The organism is Citrobacter sp. RHBSTW-00859, assembly GCF_013729795.1.
Taxonomy (GTDB): Bacteria; Pseudomonadota; Gammaproteobacteria; order Enterobacterales; family Enterobacteriaceae; genus Citrobacter; species Citrobacter braakii.
Genome location: NZ_CP056284.1, coordinates 561,922 through 587,871, shown reverse-complemented (window position 1 = coordinate 587,871; position 25,950 = coordinate 561,922). Strand labels below are relative to the sequence as shown.

Below are 25,950 nucleotides of genomic sequence, written 5' to 3'. Positions count from 1 at the left end.
TCGATTAAACTAGTGGCAGTCAAATTATCAGGCAAATCAATATGAACTCATTTGAGAGAAGGAATAAAATTGTCGACCTGATTAATACGCAAGGTAGCGTACTGGTAATGGATCTTTCGAATACCTTTGGTATTTCTGAAGTAACCATTCGCGCTGACCTGCGGTTATTAGAAGAGAAGGGTCTGGTCACCCGTTTTCATGGCGGTGCGGCAAAACCAGGAAGCCATCTGGCTGAAGGTGACAATCAGGAAGTATTATTAGAAGACCGGTATCAGCTTGCCAGCGATCCCAAAAAGCGGATCGCTCAGGCTGCAACGGCAATGGTCGAGGAAGGAATGACCGTGATTCTGGATAGCGGAAGCACGACCTTACTGATCGCTGAGGCGCTAAACCGAAAAAGTAATATCACAGTTATTACCAATAGCCTGCCCGCTGCGTTTACGTTATCGGAAAACAAAGACATTACGCTGGTCGTCTGCGGCGGCACGGTGCGTCACAAAACTCATTCAATGCATGGCACTATCGCTGAACGTTCCCTTCAAGGGATAAGCGCAGACCTGATGTTCGTTGGCGCCGACGGGATTGATGCCACTAATGGTATAACGACATTCAACGAAGGCTATTCGATTAGTAGCGTGATGGCTGCTGCGGCACATAAGGTTATTGCCGTACTGGATGCAACAAAATTTAACCGACGAGGTTTTAATCAGGTACTTCCAATGGAGAAGATTAACTGCGTAATAACCGACGACAGTATCAGCAAACAGGATAAATCAGCGCTGGCCAAAACAGGGGTTGAACTGCTGGTCGTTTAAATTACCCTCCATAGCCCCCCTTTCGTCGCGCCAACGCGTTGCAGTTTGCCTTTTAGCTGCAACGCTTTCAGATAGCGTTCTACAGTTCGGGCTGAGATTTCACACTCATCAGCGATACTTTTGGCGGATCTGCCTGGCTGATTCGACAAGATTTGTAGTATGCGTTTTTCAATATCCAGTAAATCAGGCGACATTTCTTCCGACATTTCTTCCGACATTTCTTCCGACATTTCTTCCGACAGGGCTGATGATTTCCCCAATCCCTCTTGCAAAGCAAAGATGATGTTTTCAAGGATAAATTCTATAAATGGCGTGCAGCTACTTTGCCGATCGCACTGCCCTAACACCTGGTAGTAGCGATCCTGTTGGTAGTGGATCAGTGTCTCTACTGGTAACCACGCCAATTCCGATCGCCACTCACGGAGGATTAATGTCTGCCACAACCGGCCCATCCGTCCATTGCCGTCGGCAAAAGGATGAATGAATTCAAATTCATAATGGAAAATAGCACCAGCAATCAGTGGGTGGAGCTCTGTCGTTTTTAACCAGCCCAGTAGGTCATTCATCAATCGAAGAACTTGTGACGCCGGTGGGGCCATATGGATAAGCTGTTTCTCCCTGTAAACACCGACATTGCCGGATCGCAATTGACCCGGGTTATCGACAAGCCCCATCATCAGGATTTGATGTGCCTGTAAAAGATCGGAGAGTCTTTCACTTTTCCACTCTGACATTTTTTCATAGGCCAGAATCGCATTTCTGACTTCCTGTATATCTTTAGCCGGAGCCAGAATACGTTTCCCCTCCATCAGAGCGGTGACTTGTTCCGTAGTCAACGAATTATGCTCAATCGCTAAAGAGGCCTGAATAGTGCGAATACGATTCTCTTTGCGCAAAAGAGGAGATGCCCTACCAGCCATCGCCGCCCAATTTCCCATCAACTCCCCAATTTCAATGACTTGATTGAGGATCAATGGAGTGATGACGAAAGGTGGTTGGTAGGTGCTCACTGTTACTCCCCCTGCTGTTCCAGCGCGTACTTATACAGCGCATTCTTCTTCACGCCGTGGATCTCAGCGGCCAGTGCGGCGGCCTTTTTCAGCGGCAGCTCTGCCTGCAATAAGGCCAACGTACGCAGCGCATCAGCCGGAAGGTCGTCTTCTTGCGCTTTGTGTCCTTCGACAATCAGCACCATTTCGCCTTTTCGACGATTTTCATCTTCCTTGACCCACGCCAGCAGTTCGCCGACCGGCGCGCCGTGAATGGTTTCCCAGGTTTTGGTCAACTCACGCGCCAACACCACGTAGCGGGATTCGCCCCAGACGGCAACCATGTCTTCCAGGCTATCCAGCAAACGGTGGGTAGATTCATAAAAAATAAGCGTACGCGGTTCAGCCTCAATGGCTTTCATCGCATCACGACGCCCTTTCGATTTGGCAGGCAGAAAACCTTCATAGCAAAAGCGGTCTGAAGGCAGACCTGCAGCGCTCAGGGCAGCAATCGCCGCGCAAGGGCCTGGCAGGGGAACAACGCGGATCCCTGCTTCGCGACAGGTCCGTACCAGATGGTAGCCAGGATCGTTAATCAGCGGCGTTCCGGCATCGGAAACCAGCGCAATGTTTTGCCCTTCTTTAAGCTTCGCCACCAGCGTTTCGGCCTTTTGTTGCTCGTTGTGATCATGTAAAGCGAACAAACGCGCGTTAATCGCGAAGTGTTGTAACAAGAGTCCTGTATGACGAGTGTCTTCAGCGGCAATCAAATCAACGGCTTGTAAAACTTCGAGCGCTCGTTGGGTAATATCAGCCAAATTTCCTATAGGAGTAGGTACAATAAAGAGTTGGCCTTGAGAATTATCCGCCGATTCGTGTTGTTTCATTGTGTCGTCCGTATTGCCGATTTAATATTGAGCATTGAGTAAAAAAATATCACTGGATACAGTATGGTACCCTCAACATTTTCTCGTTTGAAAGCCGCACGCGCGCTACCAGTCATTCTGGCTGCACTGATTTTCGCAGGCTGTGGCACCCAGGCGCCAGACCAGAGTGCAGCCCATATGCAGGGCACTGCGCAGGCTGATTCCGGCTTTTATCTGCAACAAATGCAGCAAAGCTCAGATGATAGCAAGACCAACTGGCAATTACTCGCCATTCGTGCACTGCTGAAAGAAGGCAAGAGCCAGCAGGCTATCGAGCTGTTCAACCAGCTACCACAGAAGCTAAGCGATACCCAGCGTCGTGAGCAGTCACTGCTGGCCGTCGAAATTAAGCTCGCGCAGAAAGATGTCGCTGGCGCACAGGCCCTGCTGGATAAGCTAACCCCCGCCGATTTTGATCAAAACCAGCAGGCGAGATACTGGCAGGCGCAAATCGACGTCAACCAGGGTCGTCCATCGCTGACTTTACTGCGCGCCCTGATCGCCCAGGAACCGCTGCTGGCCGCGAACGCTAAGCAGAAAAACATGGATGCCACCTGGCAGGCGCTGTCATCCATGACCCAGGAGCAAGCGCAGACGCTGGTCATCAATGCGGATGAAAACGTGCTGCAAGGCTGGTTAGATCTCCAGCGCGTCTGGTTCGATAACCGTAACGATCCAGACATGATGAAAGCCGGTATTGCTGACTGGCAGAAACGTTATCCACAAAACCCGGGGGCAAAACTATTGCCAACGCAGTTGGTTAACGTGCAGAGCTTTAAACCCGCTTCCACCAGCAAAATTGCTCTGCTGTTGCCGCTGAACGGTCAGGCCGCTGTATTTGGCCGTACTATTCAGCAAGGCTTTGAAGCCGCGAAAAATATGGGTACTCAACCCGTAGCGGACCCTGCTGTTGCCGCGCCTGCTGCGGATACAGCGGCTGCGACGACCACGGAACAGCCGCAAACGACTGACGGTGTTGCCAGTCCGGCTCAGGCGTCAGTAAGCGATCTGACCAACGAGACGCCAGCACAGCCAGAAGCTACAGCTCCACAACCAACAGCGCCTGCGCAGCCAACAACCGCCAGCGCACCAGCGAATCCGTCCGCGGAGCTGAAAATCTACGACACGTCATCACTGCCGCTGAATCAGATCCTGACTCAGGTTCAGCAGGATGGCGCCAGCATCGTGGTTGGCCCACTGTTGAAGAACAATGTTGAAGAGCTGATGAAAAGCAACACGCCATTAAACGTCCTGGCGCTTAATCAGCCGGAGTCGGTGAAAAACCTGCCGAACGTCTGCTACTTCGCTCTGTCGCCAGAAGATGAAGCGCGCGACGCAGCACGCCACATTCGCGATCAAGGAAAACAGACGCCGCTGTTGTTGATCCCGCGGAGTTCGTTAGGCGATCGCGTTGCCAACGCCTTTGCACAGGAGTGGCAAAAACTGGGTGGCGGCGTGGTGCTGCAGCAGAAGTTCGGCTCCACCGCTGAGCTGAAAATGGGCGTCAACGGCGGCTCGGGGATTTCCCTGACGGGTAGCCCGGTGGCCTCTTCTGTACCCGCGCAGCCTGGCGTGACGATTGGCGGTCTGACCATCCCGGCAGCACCTACCGATGCGCAAATCACCGGCGGCAGCGGTCGTGTTGATGCCGTATATATTCTGGCAACGCCGGAAGAAATTGCATTTATAAAGCCGATGATCGCCATGCGCAACGGTAGCCAGAGCGGTGCCACGCTGTACGCCAGCTCCCGTAGCGCGCAGGGAACTGCCGGCCCGGATTTCCGTCTGGAGATGGAAGGCTTGCAGTACAGCGAAATTCCGATGCTGGCAGGCGCTAACGCCCCTCTCATGCAGCAGGCGCTGGGCGCGGTTCGTAACGACTACTCGCTGGCACGTATGTACGCGATGGGCGTCGATGCCTGGTCGCTTGCCAACCACTTCTCGCAAATGCGTCAGGTGCAGGGTTTCGAAATTAACGGCAACACCGGAGCCTTAACCGCAACGCAGGATTGTGTGATTAACAGGAAGTTATCATGGCTCAAATACCAGCAAGGACAAGTCGTCCCCGCCAGTTAACGAGTAAACAGACCGGTGACGCGTGGGAATCCACCGCGCGTGACTGGCTGCAGAGCAAGGGACTGCATTTTATCGCCGCCAACGTGCGTGAGCGTGGCGGCGAAATCGACCTGATAATGCGTGAAGGCAACACCACCGTATTTGTTGAGGTTCGCTATCGGCGCTCAGCCCAGTTTGGCGGTGCAGCGGCGAGTGTGACCCGGAGCAAACAACACAAATTATTACAGACCGCCCGCTTGTGGCTTGCGCGCCACAATGGAAGTTTTGATACTGTGGATTGCCGGTTCGATGTGTTAGCCTTCACCGGAAATGATGTTGAGTGGTTTAAGGACGCGTTCAACGACCGCTCATAGTTGAAGATTCAGAGCCTGGTTCTTAAGGATTAGCGTGTTAGATAGAATTAAAGTCTGCTTTACAGAAAGCATTCAAACTCAGATAGCTGCGGCTGAAGCACTTCCGGATGCGATCTCCCGTGCAGCCATGACGCTGGTTCAGTCCCTGCTCAATGGCAACAAAATTCTCTGTTGTGGTAATGGGACGTCCGCTGCCAACGCACAGCATTTTGCTGCCAGCATGATCAATCGTTTTGAAACAGAGCGCCCAAGTTTACCTGCGATTGCACTAAATACTGATAATGTGGTCTTAACTGCGATTGCCAACGATCGCCTGCACGACGAAGTTTATGCAAAACAAGTCCGTGCGCTGGGACATGCAGGTGATGTTCTGCTGGCAATCTCTACGCGTGGTAATAGCCGCGATATCGTAAAAGCCGTTGAAGCCGCCGTGACACGCGACATGACAATTGTCGCACTGACCGGGTATGACGGAGGGGAGCTGGCCGGGTTACTGGGGCCGCAGGATGTTGAAATCCGTATCCCTTCACACCACAGCGCCCGCGTTCAGGAAATGCATATGCTGACGGTCAACTGCCTTTGCGATCTCATCGATAACACGCTTTTCCCTCACCAGGATGATTAAGGAGTACACATGAAGGCATTTTCGCCGCTTGCTGTGATTATCGCTGCCCTGCTACTGCAAGGCTGTGTCGCTGCCGCCGTTGTCGGAACTGCTGCTGTCGGCACCAAAGCCGCGACGGATCCTCGCAGTGTAGGCACCCAGGTAGATGACGGAACCCTGGAATTACGCGTCAATACCGCGTTGTCGAAAGATGCCCAGATCAAGAAAGAGGCGCGTATCAACGTGAGCGCGTATCAGGGTAAAGTGCTGCTGGTCGGTCAGTCGCCAAATAGCGAACTGTCTGCGCGAGCAAAACAGATTGCGATGGGCGTAGAAGGTACCACTGAGGTCTTTAACGAGATCCGTCAGGGTCAGCCAATCGGCCTGGGCGATGCGTCTAACGATACCTGGATAACCACTAAAGTACGTTCCCAGTTGCTGACCAGCGATCAGGTGAAATCCTCTAACGTGAAAGTCACCACCGAAAACGGGGAAGTGTTCCTGTTGGGTCTGGTAACTGAACGTGAAGCGAAGGCTGCGGCAGACATCGCCAGCCGGGTAAGCGGCGTGAAACGCGTCACTACGGCTTTTACGTTTATTAAGTAAGACTGCTACAAATGCCGGATGGGGACGCCAGAGCGTCCTCTCCGGCATTTTATTTGGCTCTTTCGCGCAGTTCGGAAGAGGTCAGGATCGAAACGCCCTCATGTCCAGGCGCCAGTGCCTCCGCCAGCATAGCCCGGGCTACATCACGCGCCTCAATCGACTTCCAGTTCCCCGGCAGCAGCCGAAATAACGGCGCTAAAAACCTCTCATTCGCCCGCTGTTTATCCCGCTCTCCGAGTAACATTGAAGGCCGAACAATCGTCAGCCGCGGCCAATTTTGCGCGATCAGGGCCTGCTCCATTTCCCCTTTCACCCGGTTATAAAAAAACGGTGAATTGGCGTTGGCACCCATCGAACTGACCACCAGCATATGCTGAGCGCCCAACCGACGCCCCGTCAGGGCCGTGTCCACCACCAGCGTATAGTCAGCATGGATAAACGCTTCTTTACTACCCGCTTCTCGCCGAGTGGTTCCCAGACAACAAAAGACAATATCTACCGGATCGGTGACCTGCGCCAGCGCATCGGTTAGCTGCGGATCATAGGGATTATAGACGCCAGCCGTATCAGCCAGCGGTCGACGCGTCGGTGCCGTGATGGCATTGACCCGGGGTTCATTGAGCAGCATACGCAGCAAATTTCCGCCTACCAGCCCCGTTGCGCCTGTTATTAATACCTGACTCATCGCTAATCTTCCCCTGACTCTTTAATCACTCTATTAACTATAGATCACGTTGCCAGTGCATTTTTTTGCCAAAGCCCAGCGTGTTGTCCGTGAATTTGACTTCATCCAGTCGAATCTCCCACACGGGCGCAGGCAGCATTCTGGCGACCGGGAAACGGCGGTTGTAGGCGTTACGCGCGGCTTCACTCTCCTGCCCTTCAAGACGCCGGATTTCCCCTTTAAACTGTACGCCACGAATCAGGGCGACCGTTTTGGGCTGACCATTTACCGTGCCGGCAATCGGCGCGCGCGGCCCGGACATCTGCGCATGGCGCGTTTTTTCTTCGGTCAGCACATAGAACACCATCTTCTGCGCATCAAACAGGTAAAACGCATTGGCGCACCATAATTCACCGTCATGATGTACACACCAGGTCACGACGTGCTGCTTTGCCAGCCAGCGGGTCACCGCAGTCAGTGTTTCCATTTCTGTTCTCTTTTATACTGTAGGCCTGAAAATTATCACGTCGATGGTGACAATGACACCCTGGTATCTGTACCTGATCCGTACTGCGGACAACGCCTTATACACCGGAATAACCACCGATGTGCAGCGCCGCTATAAGCAGCATCAAAGTGGGAAAGGCGCGAAGGCGCTGCGCGGAAAGGGAGAACTCACGTTGGCATTTGCGGCTCAGGTCGGCGACCGTTCGCTGGCCCTGCGCTTAGAATATCGCGTCAAACATCTTACAAAGCGGCAGAAAGAGCGCCTTGTTGAAGGCGAAGGGCTTGAGGCACTACTGAGCAGCCTGCAAACCCCCGGCGCTTAAAAACGATTGAAGTAGTCGTGGTATTCCACAAGGCCCGTCACACCCTCCAGCGCATCTTCCGCCAGGCGATGAACCTGGAACGCGCTTTCGGTGCCCGGCCAGCGGCAACGCAGGTCATGATGGGCAGCCAGCTCAAAACCAAAGCGGCTGTACAGCGCCGGATCGCCCAGCGTAACCACCGCGGCGTAACCAAACTCGTTCAGGGAATCGAGTCCTTCATAGACCAGCTGACGCGCCAGGCCCTGTCCACGGTAGTTTTCATCCACCGCGAGCGGCGCCATGCCGACCCATTGCAGGTCTTCGCCCTGGACATCGACAGGGCTGAACGCGACGTAACCCACTACCTGACCTTCGTCATCGGTAGCAACCAGACCCAGCGTTATGAAACCGTCTTCACGCAGGTCGTGCACTAATTTCGCTTCCGCATCGCTCTCAAATGAACGACGCAGCAATGCATCAATACCTGGGGCATCAATGGGAATTTCAACTCGAATCAGCATGGCTCACCTACCGAAGTCTGTTTGGTTTCTGGCGACGTTTTCATTCCCGCCTCAACAAAATCCGCCAACTGCATCAGCATGACGCGCAACGCTTTAGGCATCTGATCCAGTTCGATGGCGTCCATCAGATTTTTTACATACAGCCCTAATTCTGTATCACCTTCAATCACCAGGCGACGCTGGAAGAACAGCGTATCCGGATCCTGCTTACGCGCCGCGATCATCAGGAGATCGCTGGCATCCGCGCTAAAACTCACATCCGCCTCTGCATTCTGGCTGACGATAAGTTTATCGTTCTCAACAGAGGTATACCATTCAAGGCCAATGTCACGCACATGAATGCTCAGCCAGCGACCGTCGAGAAACTCCAGCTCCCCATCGGCCAGCGCCTGACTAAACTGCCAGCTCAGGACCTGCTCCAGAACCTGGCGCTTCAGCGCAAAGGGCGTCAGTTTAACCGGTACACTCATCAGAGAAGGACCAAAATGTACTAAGCGTGAACGCAGTTTATCCAACACGAGCTTTACTCCCTGTTTCAATTATCCTGCTATTTTGCCATATCAAATAAACGACATAGCGGCATAAATCAACAATTCGCTACGAAATTGTTACCTCTTATTGGTATCACCAATACGACTTTAACTGCCTCAAATCAAAAATTGTCTCAGCAAGGTTAACTAAAATCCCTCTTCGTTAACATTTCTGCGCCCTTTACGGCGCAACGTTCAGGATAAATTATGGAGCTGCTCTGCCCTGCCGGAAACCTCCCGGCGCTTAAGGCGGCCATCGAGAACGGCGCTGATGCGGTCTACATCGGGCTGAAAGATGATACCAACGCCCGTCATTTCGCCGGCCTTAATTTTACCGAGAAAAAATTGCAGGAAGCGGTGAGTTTTGTCCATCAGCACCGCCGTAAGCTGCACATCGCGATTAACACCTTTGCGCATCCGGATGGTTACGCGCGCTGGCAACGTGCCGTAGATATGGCGGCGCAACTGGGTGCGGATGCGCTGATCCTCGCCGACCTCGCCATGCTTGAGTATGCCGCAGAGCGCTACCCGCATATTGAGCGTCATGTCTCTGTTCAGGCATCCGCAACCAATGAAGAGGCGATTAATTTCTATCATCGCAACTTTGATGTCGCCCGCGTGGTACTGCCGCGCGTACTGTCTATTCACCAGGTGAAGCAGCTCGCTCGCGTCACGCCAGTTCCCCTGGAAGTGTTTGCCTTTGGCAGTCTGTGCATTATGGCGGAAGGCCGCTGCTATCTTTCATCCTATCTGACGGGCGAGTCTCCTAATACGGTTGGCGCCTGCTCTCCTGCCCGTTTTGTTCGCTGGCAGCAGACCCAACAAGGGCTGGAATCTCGTCTTAATGAAGTGCTGATCGACCGTTATCAGGACGGAGAAAACGCCGGTTATCCGACGCTGTGTAAAGGCCGCTATCTGGTTGATGGCGAGCGCTATCATGCACTGGAAGAACCCACCAGCCTGAATACGCTGGAGCTGCTGCCAGAACTGCTGGCGGCCAATATTGCCTCGGTGAAAATCGAAGGGCGTCAGCGTAGCCCGGCCTACGTCAGCCAGGTGGCGAAAGTGTGGCGCCAGGCGATCGACCGCTGTATGGCCGACCCGCAAAACTACGCCCCACAGGCCGCGTGGATGGAAACGCTCGGTTCAATGTCCGAAGGCACGCAGACCACGCTTGGCGCGTATCACCGTAAATGGCAGTGAGAGAAGCAATGAAATATTCCTTAGGGCCGGTGCTGTGGTACTGGCCGAAAGAAACGCTGGAAGATTTTTATCAGCAGGCCGCCACCAGCCAGGCCGACGTTATCTACCTTGGCGAAGCGGTGTGCAGTAAACGCCGTGCCACCAAAGTGGGCGACTGGATCGATATGGCGAAATCGCTCGCTGGCAGCGGTAAACAGGTGGTGCTGTCAACGCTGGCGCTGGTGCAGGCCTCCTCTGAACTGGGAGAGCTGAAGCGCTATGTCGAAAACGGCGACTTCCTGCTGGAAGCCAGCGATCTCGGCGTGGTAAACATGTGTGCCGAGCGTAAGCTGCCGTTTGTCGCCGGGCATGCGCTCAACTGCTACAACGCGGTAACCCTGCGTTTGCTGCTCAGGCAGGGCATGGTGCGCTGGTGTATGCCGGTAGAACTGTCCCGTGACTGGCTGGTCAATCTGCTCAACCAGTGTGAAGAGCTGGGTATTCGCAATCAGTTTGAAGTAGAGGTACTGAGCTACGGGCATCTGCCGCTGGCGTACTCTGCCCGCTGCTTTACCGCACGCTCTGAAGACCGTCCAAAAGATGAGTGTGAAACCTGCTGCATCAAATACCCGAATGGGCGCGATGTGCTGTCGCAGGAGAATCAGCAGGTCTTTGTCCTCAACGGCATCCAGACCATGAGCGGCTATGTTTACAACCTCGGCAACGAGCTGACATCGATGCAGGGTCTGGTTGATATTGTGCGTTTGTCCCCTTCAGGCAGCGACACGTTCGCCATGCTCGATGCCTTCCGCGCCAATGAAAATGGCACTGCCCCATTACCGCTTGCCGCCCACAGCGACTGCAACGGCTACTGGAAGCGACTGGCAGGTCTTGAACTACAGCCGTGATTAATAGCTCACTTTGTTAACAACATTCGCTAATCTTTAATGCAGTATTAAAAGATTAACCGGTAACAAAGTGAGCCGTTATGACTGACAAAACTATTCCGTTCTCGGTGCTGGATCTGGCGCCGATCCCTGAAGGATCTTCGGTAAAAGAGGCCTTCACACACTCGCTTGATCTCGCTCGACTGGCCGAAAAGCGCGGCTACCACCGCTACTGGCTGGCAGAACATCACAATATGACCGGCATCGCCAGCGCGGCGACCTCTGTGCTGATTGGCTATCTGGCGGCCAATACCACCACGCTACATCTTGGTTCTGGCGGCGTTATGCTGCCCAACCATTCGCCGCTGGTGATCGCCGAGCAGTTCGGTACCCTGAATACGCTGTATCCGGGACGAATCGATCTCGGGCTTGGCCGCGCGCCGGGTAGCGACCAACCGACCATGCGCGCGTTGCGCCGCCATATGAGTGGTGATATCGATAACTTCCCGCGCGACGTAGCTGAACTGGTGGACTGGTTCGACGCCCGCGATCCAAATCCTCATGTACGCCCGGTTCCCGGCTACGGCGAGCAGATCCCGGTCTGGTTATTAGGCTCCAGCCTGTACAGCGCACAGCTGGCAGCCCAGCTCGGCCTGCCATTTGCCTTCGCCTCGCACTTTGCTCCGGATATGTTGCATCAGGCGCTGCATCTGTATCGCACCCAGTTCAAGCCCTCAGCACGGCTGGCAAAGCCGTATGCGATGGTGTGCATCAACATCATTGCCGCCGACAGCAACCGCGATGCCGAATTTCTTTTCACCTCAATGCAGCAGGCGTTTGTGAAACTGCGTCGTGGCGAAACCGGCCAGCTACCGCCACCGGTAGAGAATATGCATCAGCTGTGGTCCGCTTCCGAGCAGTACGGCGTACAACAGGCTCTGAGCATGTCGCTGGTTGGTGATAAGGCGAAAGTGCGACACGGTCTCGACGCCATTTTGCGTGAAACCCAGGCCGATGAAATTATGGTTAACGGCCAGATTTTTGATCATCAGGCACGTCTACATTCGTTTGACCTGGCGATGCAGGTGAAAGAAGAGTTGGTGGGGTAATCGTTGTTTTGCCCGGTGGCATTTGGCTTACCGGGCCTACGAGATCGTATAGGCCGGATTAGGCGCAACCGCCATCCGGCACTAAAAGGTTACTGGTACACAGGCAACAAATTCACGCTCGACAGAATATGGATAACCGCGTTGCCGATACCGAATACCAGGATCAGCGCAATCATCGGCTTGCCGCCCCAGACACGGAATTTCGGGCTGCCAAAACGCTCGCGGGATTTACGGGCCAGCAGCGCCGGAACAATGGCGGCCCAGATGGTCGCGGCAAGCCCTGCATAGCCAATGGCGTACAGGAAACCGTTCGGCCACAGCAGGCCACCGACAATCGGCGGGACAAACGTCAGCAATGCCGTTTTAAAACGTCCCATTGCCGAGTCATCAAAGCCAAACAGATCCGCCAAATAGTCAAACAGACCGAGCGTGACCCCGAGGAATGAACTCGCCACCGCAAAGTTGGAGAACACCACCAGCAGCAGATCCAGACTGCGGCTGTTCAGCACGCCGCTCAGCGCCTGTACCAGCACATCAATGTTACCGCCCTGCTGCGCAATACCGATAAATTCCGGACGCGGGATGTTACCCATCGTCCCCAGTAACCATACGGTATACAGCACCAGCGCCAGCAACGTGCCGTACACCAGGCACTTAACGATGGTCTTCGGATCTTTGCCGTAATACTTCATCAGGCTCGGGACGTTGCCGTGATAGCCGAATGAGGCCAGGCAGAACGGTAACGTCATCAGCAGGTACGGCGTATACGAAGCGTTGCTCTGCGCCACGTTAAACAGCGTAGTAGGCGTAACATGCCCCAGCAGACTGCCGAAGGTCAGGAAAAAAGTAATCACCTTCGCGCCCAGCACAATCGCCGTCATGCGGCTAACCGCTTTGGTGCTTAACCACACCACGAACGCCACCAGCAGCGCAAAACCAAGACCCGCCGCACGCGCCGGAACGTTCAGCGACATCTCCGAGAAGGTGTGATGCAGGATCGAACCACTCGCCGAGATATACGCATAGGTAAGGATATAGAGAACGAAAGCAATCGAGATGCCGTTCACAACGTTCCAGCCTTTGCCCAGCAGATCTTTCGTGATGGTGTCAAAGCTGGAACCAATGCGGTAATTGAGGTTAGCTTCCAGGATCATCAGCCCGGAATGCAGCATGCAAAACCAGGTGAAGATCAGCGCCGCCATTGACCAGAAGAACCACGCCCCGGACATGACCACTGGCAGAGAAAACATCCCCGCGCCAATAATGGTGCCGCCGATGATCACCACGCCGCCAAGCAGCGAAGGTGACGTTTGGGTGGTGGTTAGTGTTGCCATTTAGCCATCTCTCCAGTCATTTATATTGTGACTACATTTCAATGTGCTGCACTGTACCAGTACACGAGTACAAATGAAATAAAAAAAGCCCCGATTGTTGAGATCGGGGCTGTATATTTTACTTTACGGTATTAAACCGTAATTTCGCATGGATTACGCATCACCACCGAAACGACGACGACCAGCGGAATCATCACGACGCGGAGCAGAAGAATCGTCACGACGCGGACCGCGGTTGCCTTCACGACGTTCGCCGCTGAAACGACGACCTTCGCTACGACCGCCTTCACGACGCTCGCCGCTGAAACCACGACCTTCGCCACGACCGCCTTCACGACGCTCACCGCTGAAACGGCCACCGCCACGACGCTCACCACCGGTGTGCGGAACTGCATCGCCAACCAGCTGCATGTTCATCGGCTTGTTCAGGATGCGAGTACGGGTAAAGTGCTGCAGCACGTCGCCCGGCATACCTTTCGGCAGCTCGATGGTTGAGTGGGAAGCAAACAGCTTGATGTTACCGATGTAACGGCTGCTGATATCGCCTTCGTTAGCAATCGCACCAACGATATGACGGACTTCAACACCGTCATCACGGCCCACTTCAATGCGGTACAGCTGCATATCGCCAACGTCACGACGTTCACGACGCGGACGGTCTTCACCACCACGCTCATTACGGTCACCACGCGGGCCACGATCGTTGCGGTCACGCGGACCACGATCGTCACGGTCGCGGAATTCGCGTTTCGGACGCATCGGCGCATCTGGCGGCAGGATCAGCGGACGTTCGCCCTGAGCCATTTTCAGCAGTGCGGCTGCCAGCGTTTCGATATCCAGTTCTTCTTCCGGCTGCATTTTCGCCAGCAGAGCACGGTACTGATCCAGATCGCTGCTTTCCAGCTGCTGCTGTACTTTAGCGGCGAATTTTTCCAGACGGCGTTTGCCCAGCAGGTCTGCGTTCGGCAGTTCTACTTCCGGAATAGTCAGCTTCATGGTGCGTTCGATGTTACGCAGCAGACGACGCTCACGGTTCTCAACGAACAGCAGCGCGCGACCCGCACGGCCCGCACGACCGGTACGGCCGATACGGTGAACGTAAGATTCGGAATCCATCGGGATGTCGTAGTTAACAACCAGGCTGATACGCTCAACGTCCAGGCCACGGGCCGCAACGTCGGTAGCAATCAGAATATCCAGACGGCCATCTTTCAGACGCTCCAGAGTCTGCTCACGCAGGGACTGGTTCATGTCGCCGTTCAGTGCAGCGCTGCTATAACCGCTACGCTCCAGCGCTTCTGCCACTTCCAGGGTCGCATTTTTGGTACGAACGAAGATAATCGCCGCATCAAAGTCTTCTGCTTCCAGGAAACGCACCAGCGCTTCATTTTTACGCATGCCCCAGACGGTCCAGTAGCTCTGGCTGATGTCAGGACGGGTAGTTACGCTGGACTGAATGCGTACTTCCTGCGGCTCTTTCATAAAGCGGCGGGTAATACGACGAATCGCTTCCGGCATAGTCGCGGAGAACAGAGCGGTCTGATGACCTTCCGGGATCTGCGCCATGATGGTTTCAACGTCTTCGATGAAGCCCATACGCAGCATTTCATCAGCTTCGTCCAGTACCAGACCGCTCAGTTTGGAGAGGTCCAGAGTACCGCGCTTCAGGTGATCCAGCAGACGACCCGGCGTACCGACAACGATCTGTGGTCCCTGACGCAGGGCACGTAATTGCACGTCATAACGCTGGCCGCCGTACAGGGCAACCACGTTCACGCCGCGCATGTGTTTAGAAAAATCCGTCATGGCTTCTGCAACCTGAACCGCCAGTTCGCGGGTCGGTGCCAGCACCAGAATCTGAGGTGCCTTTAGCTCAGGATCAAGATTGTTGAGCAGCGGTAAAGAGAACGCTGCAGTTTTGCCGCTACCCGTCTGGGCCATACCCAGAACATCGCGGCCGCCCAGCAGATGCGGAATGCACTCTGCCTGGATTGGAGATGGTTTTTCGTAACCCAGATCGGTAAGGGCTTCAAGGATAGGAGCCTTCAGGCCCAGATCTGCAAAAGTGGTTTCGAATTCAGCCATGTAGTACGTGTGCCTCAAAATTAATGGCGGCCAGTCTACATAACTCATCATGAAATTGATCTGCAATTTTCATTGAAAAGTGTGAACCGGCTCAAAGTAGGTGTATTAACGAACAACAACGCCCTCACCCGTGAAGGTGATGGCAATCAAAAAAGATTACGGGCTGATGTGTACGTCAGCTATTGCTGGTCCGATTCTGCCAGGTCATCTTGGTCCTGGCCCAGGAGCGATAATTCCAACAATGCGTATCGGTGCTCAACAAAGTTATGAACGTTGTTAGCCACCGCCAGTTTGAACAATGCCGTAGCGTTGTCCAAATCCCCCAGACTTAGGTAGTACTTACCTAAATAGAAGTTGGTTTCACTGAGATGCTCAGCGAGCGAGGTGTTATCCGTTGCGTCCGCCTTTAGGCGTTCCATCAGCGTTGCTTCGCTAATGTTGCCCAGGTAGAACTCGACAATGTTCCATCCCCATTGCTCTTTATCCGATTTCTCAAAGCGTTGCTTTAACGCTTCTTTAGCCTGCTTCTCATCGAGCTTCTGCTCGGCGAGATAAAGCCACAGACTACGGAAAGGATCATTGGGATCGTCTTGATAAAACGCTAGCAGATCATCTTGCGCTAACTTGTCGCGACCGCCGTAATACAATGCGATACCGCGATTTAAGTGCGCGTAGTTGTAAGTTGGATCAAGCTCAAGTACAGAATCAAACGCTTCATAGGCAGCATCAAAATTGCCTGCCTGCGTTAAATATATACCTAAGTAATTGAATACTTCAGGCATATCTGGTCGGATTGCCAGCGCTTGTGAAAAATCATTTCGCGCCAGTGCCCTCAGACCGAGACTATCATACAACACTCCGCGCTCATATAAAAGCTGTGCGCGTTCGTCATCGGTTAAAGCCCGACTGGCAAGAATTTGTTCCATACGTGCCAGAATCACTTCCTGCTGCAAAGTCGGTTGCAATGGTACTGCGAGGACTTCACTCTTACGCCAGGCGGAATTACTGCATCCAGCCAGCGTGAGTGCTGTCGCAACGAAACACCAGCGCAAAAAAGGCTTCATTTCCCACTCCCGAAGACAACGATTGAATGAACGTCCAGGTTCCCCGGTTGCTAACAAGGCGTCCTGCCGGGTTAAAAGCCCTCCGCTTTCACGGAGGGCAATGGCAACCTTACTCGCCCTGGCTTGCCGGAGCTTCCGGTTCGCCTGCAGGCTGAGACTGCTCAGTTGCTTCTTTAATGCTCAGACGTACACGGCCCTGGCGATCAACTTCCAGAACTTTGACCGGTACTTCCTGGCCCATCTGCAGGTAATCGGTCACTTTCTCAACGCGTTTGTCAGCGATCTGAGAGATGTGTACCAGACCTTCTTTACCGCCACCAATAGCAACGAATGCGCCAAAGTCAACGATACGGGTCACTTTACCATTGTAGATACGCCCTACTTCGATCTCTGCGGTGATCTCTTCGATACGACGGATAGCATATTTCGCTTTCTCGCCGTCGGTCGCAGCAATCTTCACAGTACCATCATCTTCAATTTCAATGGTGGTGCCGGTTTCTTCGGTCAGAGCACGGATAACAGAACCGCCTTTACCGATAACATCTTTGATCTTGTCCGGGCTGATCTTGATGGTGTGGATACGCGGGGCGAACTGAGAAATGTCACCACGCGGTGCGTTGATCGCTTGTTCCATCACACCCAGGATGTGCAGACGCGCACCTTTAGCCTGGTTCAGAGCAACCTGCATGATCTCTTTGGTGATACCTTCAATTTTGATATCCATCTGCAGTGCAGAGATACCGTCGCGGGAACCCGCCACTTTGAAGTCCATATCGCCCAGGTGGTCTTCGTCGCCCAGGATGTCAGACAGAACAACAAAGTTGTCGCCTTCTTTCACCAGACCCATCGCGATACCCGCAACGGCAGCTTTGATCGGCACGCCTGCGTCCATCAGCGCCAGAGAAGCACCACATACGGAAGCCATGGAAGAAGAACCGTTAGATTCGGTGATTTCAGAAACCACACGTACGGTGTACGGGAATTTATCCAGTTCCGGCATCACTGCCAGTACGCCACGCTTCGCCAGACGACCGTGACCAATCTCACGACGCTTCGGAGAACCGACCATACCGGTTTCACCTACGCAGTACGGAGGGAAGTTGTAGTGGAACAGGAAGTTGTCAGTACGCTCGCCCATCAGCTCGTCAAGGTTCTGCGCATCACGAGTGGTGCCCAGGGTCGCAGTAACCAGCGCCTGAGTTTCGCCACGGGTGAACAGTGCGGAACCGTGGGTACGCGGCAGCACGCCAGTACGCACGTCCAGACCACGGATCATATCTTTTTCACGACCATCGATACGCGGCTCGCCTGCCAGTACGCGGCTGCGAACAACATTTTTCTCGATAGCGTGCAGGATTTCACCCAGTTCGTTAGCGTCCAGGGTTTCGTCTTCAGCCACCAGAGTCGCGATGGTTTCAGATTTGATCACGTCAACCTGAGCGTAACGCTCTTGTTTGTCGGTGATACGGTAAGCATCGCTCAGGCGAGCTTCTGCCAGTGCGGCAACGCGTGCGTTCAGCGCTTCGTTGACGGCTTCTGGCTGCCAGTCCCAACGCGGTTTGCCAGCTTCTTTCGCCAGCTCGTTGATAGCCTGAATAACAACCTGCTGCTGTTCGTGGCCGAATACTACAGCGCCCAGCATCTGGTCTTCGCTCAGCAGTTCAGCTTCGGATTCAACCATCAGTACGGCAGCTTCAGTACCAGCAACAACCAGGTCCAGCTTGCTTTCTTTCAGTTCGTCCTGAGTCGGGTTCAGTACGTACTGGTCATTGATGTAACCAACACGTGCAGCACCGATCGGGCCGTTGAATGGGATGCCAGACAGAGTCAGCGCAGCAGATGCACCAATCATTGCCACGATATCCGGGTTAACCTGCGGGTTAACGGAAACAACGGTCGCGATAACCTGAACTTCGTTAACGAAGCCTTCCGGGAACAGCGGGCGAACCGGGCGGTCAATCAGACGCGCGATTAGAGTTTCGCCTTCACTCGGACGGCCTTCACGACGGAAGAAGCTCCCCGGGATACGGCCAGCAGCGTAGGTACGCTCCTGATAGTTAACGGTCAGTGGGAAAAAGTCCTGGCCTGGTTTCGCTTTTTTCTGGCCAACAACGGTAACGAATACCGCAGTGTCATCCATGCTAACCATAACAGCGGCAGTCGCCTGACGCGCCATCATACCGGTTTCCAGCGTTACGGTATGCTGACCGTACTGGAATTTACGAACGATCGGATTAAGCAAATTAATATCCTTTCTCTATTTTTTGACGGCACATTTTTGCGCCATCGTTAATACCCGATCTTCTGCGCATCCTCGCGACTAATGACAACCCTAACCCATAAGCATGAGTAAAGCCTCTCATTAGCCGCGCGAACCTCTGCAACGGAAGATCATTCATAGCAACAATACATTAGTTTCCAGCGAATTGCTGCCATCTGCTGGAAAAAAGGGGCCATGAAGGCCCCCTCTTTCTGAAACTCGAAAGAATTAGCGACGCAGACCCAGACGCTCGATCAGCGCGGTGTAACGTGCAACATCTTTACGTTTCAGGTAGTCGAGCAGTTTACGACGCTGAGAAACCATGCGCAGCAGACCACGACGGCTGTGGTGATCTTTTTTGTGCTCTGCAAAGTGGCCCTGCAGGTGGTTAATCTGTGCAGTCAACAGAGCAACCTGAACATCGGTAGAACCGGTGTCGTTTGCATCACGACCAAACTCAGAAACGATTTTAGCGGTAGCTTCAGTACTTAGAGACATTTTAAAACTCCAAAGTGTTAAGAATGAAAGGATGCCGATCTCTAATTCAGCTATCCCAGTGTATACACGCCTTCTTCAAACTGACCCTGCGCTGGCTGTGTCCGCTCACCTCGGTCACTTACCTGAGTAAGCTCCTGAGGATCCTCAGACCTGCCGCCTTGATGCAGCTCGAATGATTTTGTGTACACGCCACGCAGATTGTTAAACAATTTACGCGACGTTAAGCGGCAGTATTCTACTCGCAGCGCCCTTTTATCGCAAGACAGAGAGCGCTATGCAGGATACTCAACCACCAGGCGACGAGGGGCGACACGACCTTCATCGTCCATCTCCCCCATGCCGATAAACTTGCCATCATCGCCTTCCGTCACGCGCACCAGCCCTTCAAGCGGCGCACCTGATGTCCGTACCGGGTTACCATTTTTAAAGTAAACCGAGGATGTTAAAGGCAAATTAACAACAGGGTAGTCCGATGCAGGACTGTCCATTGGCATCAGCAAAGGATCAAGCAGCTGCGCCGCCGGAATGTTCTGCTGTTCGGCCTGTTCAACCAGCTCATGCAGATGTTCCAGCGTAACCATACGATCCACCGGATACTTGCTGACCGTCAGACGACGCAGATACGTTACGTGCGCGCCGCAGCCGAGCTTCTCACCGAGATCGTCAACGATGGTGCGAATATAAGTGCCTTTGGAGCAGTGAACTTCCAGCTCCAGCTCGTTACCTTCGTGGCGAATAAACAGCAGCTCATAGACGGTAATCGGGCGCGCTTCACGCGGCACTTCAATGCCCTGACGCGCATATTCGTACAGCTTTTTACCCTGGTACTTCAGCGCCGAATACATTGACGGAATCTGCTCGATATCGCCGCGGAAAGTCTCCAGCGCGCTCGCAAGCTGCTCTGCGCTGAAGGTTACCGGACGCTCCTGCACGATTTGCCCATCGGCATCGGAGGTGTCGGTACGCTGGCCCAGACGGGCAACCACACGATAGCGTTTGTCAGAATCCAGCAAATACTGGGAAAACTTAGTCGCTTCACCGAGGCAGATAGGCAGCATGCCTGTTGCCAGCGGATCCAGCGCGCCGGTATGTCCCGCGCGGTTGGCATTGTAGATGCGCTTTACTTTTTGCAGTACGTCATTGCTGGACATGCCCTGCGGCTTATCCAGCAGCAGAACACCGTGAATGTCGCGACCACGACGACGAGGACGACTCATCAGTCCTCCTTGCTGTCGTCCGCTGGGTTCACACGACGCTCATCGTCATGTTTCACCACGCTGGTCACCAGATTGGACATGCGCATCCCTTCAACTAACGAATTGTCGTAGAAGAAGGTCAGCTCAGGCACGATACGCAGACGCATTGCTTTACCCAGCAAAGAGCGGATAAAACCAGAGGCTTCCTGCAGTGCCTTAATGCCGTTTTTCACGGCAGCTTCGTCCTGATCGTTGAGGAAAGTCACGAACACTTTAGCGTATGCCAGGTCTCGGGACATCTCAACACCCGATACGGTGGTCATCATACCAACACGCGGGTCTTTGATTTCGCGTTGCAGGATGAGTGCGATTTCTTTCTGCATCTCCTGCGCGACACGCTGTGGGCGACCAAATTCTTTCGCCATAATAAATTCTCCAGAATAAAGACAAAAAAGGGGCCATAAGCCCCTTTTTAAATTTCTTGCCGGGTGGCGCTTCGCTTCCCCAGCCTACACTTAATCATCTTCTAAGGATTTTGGGTTGCAGCAAGGCGGCAAACTCGTAAATCCCCGGGAGCATAGATAACTATGTGACCGGGGTGAGCGAGCGCAGCCAACGCAGTTGCGGCCCAAAAGACGACGAAGATTATGCGATGGTACGTTTGATCTCGATAATCTCGAACACTTCGATCATATCGCCAACGCGAACGTCGTTGTAGTTCTTAACGCCGATACCACATTCCATGCCATTACGGACTTCGTTGACGTCATCCTTGAAGCGGCGCAGGGATTCCAGCTCGCCTTCATAGATAACCACGTTGTCGCGCAGTACGCGGATTGGGTTGTGACGTTTAATCGTGCCTTCGGTAACCATACAGCCTGCGATAGCGCCGAATTTCGGTGATTTGAACACATCACGAACTTCAGCCAGACCAATGATCTGCTGTTTCAGTTCCGGAGACAGCATGCCGCTCATCGCTGCTTTCACTTCGTCGATCAGATGATAGATGACGGAGTAGTAACGCAGATCCAGGCTTTCTGATTCGATAACTTTACGTGCAGAGGCATCAGCACGGACGTTGAAGCCAACCAGAATCGCGTTGGATGCCGCAGCCAGGGTCGCGTCGGTTTCGGTGATACCACCTACGCCAGAACCGATAATCTTCACTTTTACTTCGTCGGTAGACAGTTTCAGTAAAGAGTCGGAAATCGCTTCTACAGAACCCTGAACATCGGCCTTCAGAACGATGTTCACTTCGTGAACTTCGCCTTCGGTCATGTTGGCGAACATGTTCTCCAGTTTAGATTTCTGCTGACGAGCCAGTTTAACTTCACGGAATTTGCCCTGACGGTACAGCGCAACTTCACGGGCTTTCTTCTCGTCACGAACAACGGTAACTTCGTCACCCGCAGCCGGAACACCGGACAGACCCAGGATTTCCACCGGAATAGACGGACCCGCTTCCAGTACTTCCTGACCCAGTTCGTTACGCATCGCACGAACGCGGCCGTATTCGAAACCACACAGTACGATGTCGCCTTTGTTCAGCGTACCTTCACGTACCAGCACGGTAGCAACCGGACCACGACCTTTATCCAGGAAGGATTCGATAACCGCACCGCTCGCCATACCTTTACGCACAGCTTTCAGTTCCAGTACTTCGGCCTGCAGCAGGATAGCATCCAGCAGTTCGTCGATACCGGTACCCGCTTTCGCAGAAACGTGGACGAACTGGCTCTCGCCGCCCCAATCTTCCGGCATGATGCCGTACTGGGACAGTTCGTTTTTAACGCGATCTGGATCCGCTTCTGGTTTATCGATTTTGTTGACTGCAACCACTACCGGCACACCTGCCGCTTTCGCGTGCTGGATAGCTTCGATAGTCTGTGGCATCACGCCGTCATCTGCTGCAACAACCAGAACAACGATATCCGTTGCCTGAGCACCACGAGCACGCATGGAGGTAAACGCGGCGTGACCCGGGGTATCCAGGAAGGTGATCATACCGTTGTCAGTTTCAACATGGTACGCACCAATGTGCTGAGTAATGCCGCCCGCTTCGCCAGAGGCAACTTTCGTGGAGCGAATGTAGTCCAGCAGAGAGGTTTTACCGTGGTCAACGTGACCCATGATGGTCACTACCGGTGCGCGCGGTTCTGCCGCAGCGCCGGTGTCACGGTCGCTCATTACTGCTTCTTCCAGCTCGTTTTCACGACGCAGGATAACTTTGTGGCCCATCTCTTCGGCAACCAGCTGTGCGGTTTCCTGGTCGATGACCTGGTTAATGGTCGCCATTGCGCCCAGCTTCATCATCGCTTTGATGACCTGGGAACCTTTGACTGCCATCTTGTTCGCCAGATCGCCAACGGTGATGGTTTCGCCGATCACAACGTCACGGTTAACGGCCTGAGCCGGCTTCTGGAAGCCCTGCTGCAGAGCGGAACCTTTACGCTGCTTACCGCCTTTACCGCCGCGAACCGCTGCACGCGCTTCTTCACGGTCAGCTTTAGATTCAGCGTGTTTGTTACCTTTCTTCGCCGGACGCGCTGCTTTCGTGCTGCGAGTACGACCACGACCGCCTTCTACTTCACGATCGTTCTCGTCTTCTGCCTGGCGAGCATGCTGAGAGGTGGTGACGTGATAATCGCTGGTATCTTCAACAGGTTCAGCGTTATTCACACCATTCTTCTCGTTTTCTTCCGCCATACGGCGAGCTTCTTCCGCTACGCGGCGCGCTTCTTCTTCAAGCTTGCGACGTGCTTCTTCTTCCGCTTTACGCTTCAGTTCTGCGGCTTCATTTTCACGGCGGGCTTTTTCGGCCTGGGCGGTTTTAGTCATATCGTCGGTCTGTTGATTGCTCACTTTGTCTTTTTCCGCAGCTTCACGTTTCGCTTTATCAGCGGCTTCACGCTTAGCTTGTTCTGCGGCCTCACGTTCGGCTTTTTGTTGCGCCTCGCGTTTGGCAGCTTCTTCTGCCTCACGACGGGCTTGCTCTTCCGCTTCACGCTGCGCCTGCTCTTCCGCGGCAAGGCGTTCAGCCTCTTGCGGATCGCGTTTCACAAAGGTGCGTGTCTTGCGGACTTCGATTTGTACCGATTTACTTTTTCCACCGGTACCTGGAATATTGAGAGTACTGCGCGTTTTACGCTGCAATGTCAACTTATCGGGCGCTGAGCCGTTTTCACGGTTCAGATGCGCCAGTAAGGTTTGTTTCTCTTGTGCGGACACAGAGTCGTCAGCAGACTTCGGGATACCTGCATCAGCAAATTGCTGTACCAGGCGATCCACGGAGGTCTGTATCTCTGCAGCCAGCGTTTTTACGGTTACATCTGTCATACTGTTCCTTCCTGCTACAGTTTATTACGCTTCGTCGCCGAACCAGCAAATATTACGGGCAGCCATAATCAGCTCACCGGCTTTTTCGTCGGTCAACCCTTCGATATCAGCCAGATCATCAATGCCCTGTTCAGCGAGATCTTCCAGCGTACAAACACCACGGGCAGCCAGTTTGAAGGCCATCTCACGATCCAATCCTTCCAGATTCAGCAGATCGTCAGCCGGTTTGTTATCACCGAGACTTTCTTCCTGGGCCAGTGCCAGAGTGGTCAGTGCGTTTTTAGCACGCTCGCGCAGCGCTTCAACGGTCTGTTCATCCAGGCCGTCAATTTCCAGCAGCTCTTTCATTGGCACGTAGGCCAGTTCTTCCAGCGTCGCAAAACCTTCTTCTACCAGAACCGTCGCGAAATCTTCATCGATATCGAGATATTTGGTGAAGGTATCAATGGCTGCATGTGCTTCAGCCTGATGCTTCGCCTGCAGGTCATCAACGGTCATCACGTTGAGTTCCCAACCGCTCAGTTGTGAAGCCAGGCGGACGTTCTGACCATTACGTCCAATCGCCTGAGCCAGGTTACCGGCTTCAACCGCGATATCCATGGTGTGTTTGTCTTCATCCACCACGATAGAAGCGACGTCTGCTGGCGCCATTGCGTTAATCACGAACTGCGCCGGGTTATCATCCCACAGGACGATATCGATACGCTCGCCGCCCAGTTCGGTAGAAACCGCCTGAACGCGCGCACCGCGCATACCCACACAGGCGCCGACCGGATCAATACGCTTGTCGTTGGTCTTAACGGCGATTTTCGCACGTGAGCCCGGATCGCGAGCAGCCGCTTTAATTTCGATCACTTCTTCGCCAATTTCCGGCACTTCAATGCGGAACAGCTCTATCAGCATTTCCGGTTTGGAACGGGTTACGAACAGCTGCGCACCGCGCGCTTCCGGGCGTACAGAGTAAAGAACGCCACGAATACGGTCACCTGGGCGGAAGTTTTCACGCGGCAGCATGTCTTCACGCAGGATCACGGCTTCAGCATTGCTGCCCAGATCCAGAGAAATGTTGTCGCGGTTAACTTTCTTCACCACACCGGTGACGATTTCGCCTTCGTGTTCGCGGAACTGATCGACAACCATTGCGCGTTCGGCTTCACGTACTTTCTGTACGATAACCTGTTTCGCGGTCTGGGTGGTGATACGGTCAAAGGTGACAGATTCAATCTGATCTTCAACATATTCGCCCACGTTCAGGCTTTCGTCTTCGAAGCGTGCCGCTTCCAGCGTAATTTCTTTGGTCGGCTGAGTAACTTCTTCTACGATTACCCAACGACGGAAGGTATCGAAATCACCGCTTTTACGATCGATTTCTACGCGAACGTCGATCTCTTGCTCATATTTTTTCTTTGTTGCTGTAGCCAGCGCACTTTCCAGCGCTTCAAAAATTTTCTCGCGTGGCAGCGCTTTTTCGTTGGATACGGCTTCAACAACAGCCAAAATTTCTTTGTTCATCGCGGGCTTTTCACCTCAATCCAGACTGTTAAAAGTGGGGAACCAGGTTCGCCTTCTGGATATTACTCAGCGCGAACACTTCATCTTTACCTTCGACTGTGACCGTGATCATCTCACCATCCACCGCTTTGATAACGCCCTGCCATTTACGACGGTTTTGTACCGCCATACGAAGAACCAGCGTCACTTCTTCACCCAGGAAACGCACGTAGTGTTCAGCTGTGAACAGAGGACGGTCGAGACCCGGAGAGGAGACTTCCAGGTTGTAGGCAACGGTGATTGGGTCTTCGACATCCATCACGGCGCTTACCTGATGGCTCACATCAGCACAATCATCAACATTGATGCCATCTTCACTATCAATATAGATGCGCAGTGTGGATGTGCGACCACGAATAAATTCGATGCCGACCAACTCGTAGCCCAGGGCTTCAACTGGCGCTGTAATCATCTCTGTTAATTTTTGCTCTAATGTGGACAAGCCCACCCCCAAGACATAAAAAAAGGGCCTAAAGCCCAGTTATTCTGTAGTCAGATAACAAAAAACCCCGATAAATCGGGGCTTTATATAACTGAACCCTATAACCGCACCTG

General features: G+C 53.5%; 25 protein-coding genes and 1 pseudogene. 9 read left to right on the top strand and 17 right to left on the bottom strand.

The annotated features are described in order from the left end of the window. Positions 1–41: 41 nt before the first annotated feature. Positions 42–815, top strand: coding sequence for a DeoR/GlpR family DNA-binding transcription regulator (locus HV302_RS02945; RefSeq protein ID WP_003828620.1), 774 nt, complete (start codon positions 42–44; stop codon positions 813–815). Here the strand turns inward: HV302_RS02945 and HV302_RS02940 are convergent. After that, complete coding sequence (locus tag HV302_RS02940) at positions 812–1,825, bottom strand: Fic family protein (RefSeq protein WP_109018219.1); 1,014 nt, start codon at positions 1,823–1,825, stop codon at positions 812–814. The two genes, HV302_RS02945 and HV302_RS02940, sit on opposite strands and share 4 nt — an antisense overlap. Positions 1,826–1,827: 2 nt before the next feature. After that, entirely contained in the window at positions 1,828–2,691 is an 864-nt protein-coding gene (gene rsmI / locus HV302_RS02935) for a 16S rRNA (cytidine(1402)-2'-O)-methyltransferase (protein WP_016154652.1), read from the bottom strand. A 63-nt stretch (positions 2,692–2,754) separates the two neighbouring features. On the opposite strand from rsmI, the gene HV302_RS02930 reads away from it, so the two are divergent. The 4 genes from HV302_RS02930 to dolP are packed head-to-tail and all read left to right on the top strand — an operon-like array spanning position 2,755 to position 6,369. Then, entirely contained in the window at positions 2,755–4,806 is a 2,052-nt protein-coding gene (locus HV302_RS02930; protein WP_181626888.1) for a penicillin-binding protein activator, read from the top strand. Beyond that, entirely contained in the window at positions 4,764–5,159 is a 396-nt protein-coding gene (locus HV302_RS02925; protein WP_016157561.1) for a YraN family protein, read from the top strand. Before HV302_RS02930 ends, HV302_RS02925 begins: the two co-directional genes overlap by 43 nt. 34 nt (positions 5,160–5,193) lie before the next feature. Next, on the top strand, positions 5,194–5,784 hold the full coding sequence (gene diaA, locus HV302_RS02920) for a DnaA initiator-associating protein DiaA (RefSeq protein ID WP_003024948.1): 591 nt from the start codon (positions 5,194–5,196) through the stop codon (positions 5,782–5,784). Positions 5,785–5,793: 9 nt separating this feature from the next. Then, a complete protein-coding gene (gene dolP, locus HV302_RS02915; RefSeq protein ID WP_003024954.1) occupies positions 5,794–6,369 on the top strand; it encodes a division/outer membrane stress-associated lipid-binding lipoprotein in 576 nt (191 codons plus the stop codon). A 49-nt stretch (positions 6,370–6,418) separates the two neighbouring features. Here dolP and HV302_RS02910 read toward each other — a convergent pair whose 3' ends face one another. Both HV302_RS02910 and HV302_RS02905 read right to left on the bottom strand, forming a co-directional pair. Next, positions 6,419–7,054, bottom strand: coding sequence for an NAD(P)H-binding protein (locus tag HV302_RS02910; protein ID WP_016154656.1), 636 nt, complete (start codon positions 7,052–7,054; stop codon positions 6,419–6,421). Positions 7,055–7,091: 37 nt separating this feature from the next. Beyond that, on the bottom strand, positions 7,092–7,520 hold the full coding sequence (locus HV302_RS02905) for a YhbP family protein (RefSeq protein ID WP_016157562.1): 429 nt from the start codon (positions 7,518–7,520) through the stop codon (positions 7,092–7,094). A 43-nt stretch (positions 7,521–7,563) separates the two neighbouring features. Here HV302_RS02905 and HV302_RS02900 point away from each other — a divergent pair. Continuing rightward, positions 7,564–7,873: pseudogene (locus HV302_RS02900) on the top strand (GIY-YIG nuclease family protein). Here HV302_RS02900 and HV302_RS02895 read toward each other — a convergent pair. Together HV302_RS02895 and ubiT are read right to left on the bottom strand one after the other, a co-directional pair. Next, positions 7,860–8,363 carry a GNAT family N-acetyltransferase gene (locus tag HV302_RS02895; RefSeq protein ID WP_016154659.1) on the bottom strand — a complete coding sequence of 168 codons (504 nt, stop codon included), beginning with the start codon at positions 8,361–8,363 and terminating at the stop codon, positions 7,860–7,862. The pseudogene HV302_RS02900 and the gene HV302_RS02895 overlap by 14 nt on opposite strands. Continuing rightward, complete coding sequence (gene ubiT, locus HV302_RS02890) at positions 8,357–8,881, bottom strand: ubiquinone anaerobic biosynthesis accessory factor UbiT (protein ID WP_181626887.1); 525 nt, start codon at positions 8,879–8,881, stop codon at positions 8,357–8,359. The genes HV302_RS02895 and ubiT overlap by 7 nt, the downstream gene beginning before the upstream one ends. Before the next feature lie 219 nt (positions 8,882–9,100). Between ubiT and ubiU the strand changes: the two genes are divergently transcribed. The 3 genes from ubiU to HV302_RS02875 all read left to right on the top strand — a co-directional run bounded on the left by ubiU (position 9,101) and on the right by HV302_RS02875 (position 12,071). Further along, positions 9,101–10,096 (top strand): ubiquinone anaerobic biosynthesis protein UbiU, encoded by a 996-nt coding sequence (gene ubiU / locus HV302_RS02885; RefSeq protein ID WP_016154661.1) that lies wholly within the window; start codon positions 9,101–9,103, stop codon positions 10,094–10,096. An 8-nt stretch (positions 10,097–10,104) separates the two neighbouring features. Beyond that, a complete protein-coding gene (locus tag HV302_RS02880; RefSeq protein ID WP_019077776.1) occupies positions 10,105–10,983 on the top strand; it encodes a U32 family peptidase in 879 nt (292 codons plus the stop codon). 80 nt (positions 10,984–11,063) lie between these two features. Beyond that, complete coding sequence (locus HV302_RS02875) at positions 11,064–12,071, top strand: luciferase-like monooxygenase (protein ID WP_181626886.1); 1,008 nt, start codon at positions 11,064–11,066, stop codon at positions 12,069–12,071. 89 nt (positions 12,072–12,160) lie between these two features. Here HV302_RS02875 and mtr read toward each other — a convergent pair whose 3' ends face one another. The 11 genes from mtr to rimP all read right to left on the bottom strand — a co-directional run bounded on the left by mtr (position 12,161) and on the right by rimP (position 25,837). Then, positions 12,161–13,405 carry a tryptophan permease gene (mtr, locus tag HV302_RS02870; RefSeq protein ID WP_016154664.1) on the bottom strand — a complete coding sequence of 415 codons (1,245 nt, stop codon included), beginning with the start codon at positions 13,403–13,405 and terminating at the stop codon, positions 12,161–12,163. 153 nt (positions 13,406–13,558) lie between these two features. Then, the gene (locus HV302_RS02865; protein ID WP_047413955.1) at positions 13,559–15,490 is read right to left on the bottom strand and encodes a DEAD/DEAH family ATP-dependent RNA helicase; all 1,932 of its coding nucleotides are present in this window, start codon (positions 15,488–15,490) and stop codon (positions 13,559–13,561) included. Next, positions 15,483–15,563 (bottom strand): protein YrbN, encoded by an 81-nt coding sequence (gene yrbN / locus HV302_RS02860; protein ID WP_010723222.1) that lies wholly within the window; start codon positions 15,561–15,563, stop codon positions 15,483–15,485. Before yrbN ends, HV302_RS02865 begins: the two co-directional genes overlap by 8 nt. A gap of 106 nt (positions 15,564–15,669) precedes the next feature. Next, entirely contained in the window at positions 15,670–16,554 is an 885-nt protein-coding gene (gene nlpI / locus HV302_RS02855; protein ID WP_003024982.1) for a lipoprotein NlpI, read from the bottom strand. A 109-nt stretch (positions 16,555–16,663) separates the two neighbouring features. Continuing rightward, positions 16,664–18,796 (bottom strand): polyribonucleotide nucleotidyltransferase, encoded by a 2,133-nt coding sequence (gene pnp / locus HV302_RS02850; RefSeq protein ID WP_008785911.1) that lies wholly within the window; start codon positions 18,794–18,796, stop codon positions 16,664–16,666. Positions 18,797–19,042: 246 nt separating this feature from the next. Further along, positions 19,043–19,312 carry a 30S ribosomal protein S15 gene (rpsO, locus tag HV302_RS02845; protein WP_000059465.1) on the bottom strand — a complete coding sequence of 90 codons (270 nt, stop codon included), beginning with the start codon at positions 19,310–19,312 and terminating at the stop codon, positions 19,043–19,045. 272 nt (positions 19,313–19,584) lie between these two features. Further along, entirely contained in the window at positions 19,585–20,529 is a 945-nt protein-coding gene (gene truB, locus HV302_RS02840; protein ID WP_047358518.1) for a tRNA pseudouridine(55) synthase TruB, read from the bottom strand. Next, positions 20,529–20,933 (bottom strand): 30S ribosome-binding factor RbfA, encoded by a 405-nt coding sequence (gene rbfA / locus HV302_RS02835; RefSeq protein WP_003024988.1) that lies wholly within the window; start codon positions 20,931–20,933, stop codon positions 20,529–20,531. Before rbfA ends, truB begins: the two co-directional genes overlap by 1 nt. Positions 20,934–21,153: 220 nt before the next feature. Continuing rightward, complete coding sequence (infB, locus tag HV302_RS02830) at positions 21,154–23,844, bottom strand: translation initiation factor IF-2 (protein ID WP_016154667.1); 2,691 nt, start codon at positions 23,842–23,844, stop codon at positions 21,154–21,156. Between the two features lie 24 nt (positions 23,845–23,868). Beyond that, on the bottom strand, positions 23,869–25,356 hold the full coding sequence (gene nusA, locus HV302_RS02825; protein ID WP_003024992.1) for a transcription termination factor NusA: 1,488 nt from the start codon (positions 25,354–25,356) through the stop codon (positions 23,869–23,871). Positions 25,357–25,384: 28 nt separating this feature from the next. Continuing rightward, a complete protein-coding gene (gene rimP, locus HV302_RS02820; protein ID WP_003024996.1) occupies positions 25,385–25,837 on the bottom strand; it encodes a ribosome maturation factor RimP in 453 nt (150 codons plus the stop codon). Between the last annotated feature and the right edge of the window lie 113 nt (positions 25,838–25,950).